The sequence below is a fragment of the Pseudomonas sp. Sample_24 genome, from assembly GCF_004307605.1.
GTDB lineage: Bacteria > Pseudomonadota > Gammaproteobacteria > Pseudomonadales > Pseudomonadaceae > Aquipseudomonas.
On sequence record NZ_RCNW01000499.1, the window covers coordinates 1 to 961 of the forward strand.

At 62.4% G+C, this 961-nt stretch carries 2 protein-coding genes; both read right to left on the reverse strand.

Features of this window, described 5'->3' with window-relative positions:
- Positions 1-749 (reverse strand): diaminopimelate decarboxylase (gene lysA / locus D8V06_RS29065; RefSeq protein WP_130932333.1); only part of this gene is annotated, 749 nt, incomplete at its 3' end.
- Positions 750-758: 9 nt separating this feature from the next.
- Positions 759-932: a lipoprotein gene (locus D8V06_RS29070; RefSeq protein WP_082557570.1), complete on the reverse strand. Its 174-nt coding sequence runs from the start codon at positions 930-932 to the stop codon at positions 759-761.
- Between the last annotated feature and the right edge of the window lie 29 nt (positions 933-961).

Sequence of the window (961 nt, forward strand, 5' to 3'; positions counted from 1 at the left end):
GGCGGCTCTTCATCGCGATAACGCACGCCCAGGCCGCCACCGAGATCGATGTGGCGCAGGTAGATGCCGCAATCGCCGAGACGGTCGACCAGGCCCAGGAGGCGGTCGAGGGCGTCGATGAATGGCGGCAGGGTGGTCAGTTGCGAGCCGATGTGGCAATCGACACCGACCACTTCCAGGTTTGGCAGTTGCGCGGCACGCACGTAGACGTCTTCAGCGTCGGCGATGGCGATGCCGAACTTGTTCTCTTTGAGGCCGGTGGAAATGTACGGGTGGGTGCCAGCATCGACGTCCGGGTTGACGCGCAGCGAAATCGGCGCGCGAACGCCCAGCTCGGCGGCGACGATCTGCAGACGTTCCAGCTCGTCGGTGGATTCGACGTTGAAGCAGTGCACGCCGACTTCCAGGGCGCGACGCATGTCGTCACGGGTCTTGCCGACGCCGGAGAACACGATCTTTTCGGCACTGCCGCCGGCAGCCAGTACGCGTTCCAGTTCGCCACGGGAAACGATGTCGAAACCGGCGCCCAGACGCGCCAGGACATTCAGTACGCCCAGGTTGGAGTTGGCCTTGACCGCAAAGCACACCAGGTGCGGCATGCCGGCCAGCGCATCGGCGTACGCCAGGTATTGGGCTTCGATGTGCGCGCGCGAGTAAACGTAGGTCGGTGTACCGAAGCGCTCTGCGATGGCAGACAGGGCAACACCTTCCGCGAACAGTTCACCGTCACGGTAGTTAAAAGCGTCCATGAGGTTCCCTTATTGGTAGACGTCGTGCTTGTGCGACTTGGACGGCTGCTTTTGCGAGGACTGTGCCTGCTCTGCAGGGTCCTGGCTATCGTCCGGCAGGTACAGCGGGCCTTTTTGACCACAGGCCGACACGAGGCAGGCGACCGCGAGGAGCGCGGCAAGGGAAGAGATCAGGCGCTTCATGGCGAAATCCTTGAAAATGCATTAATTGC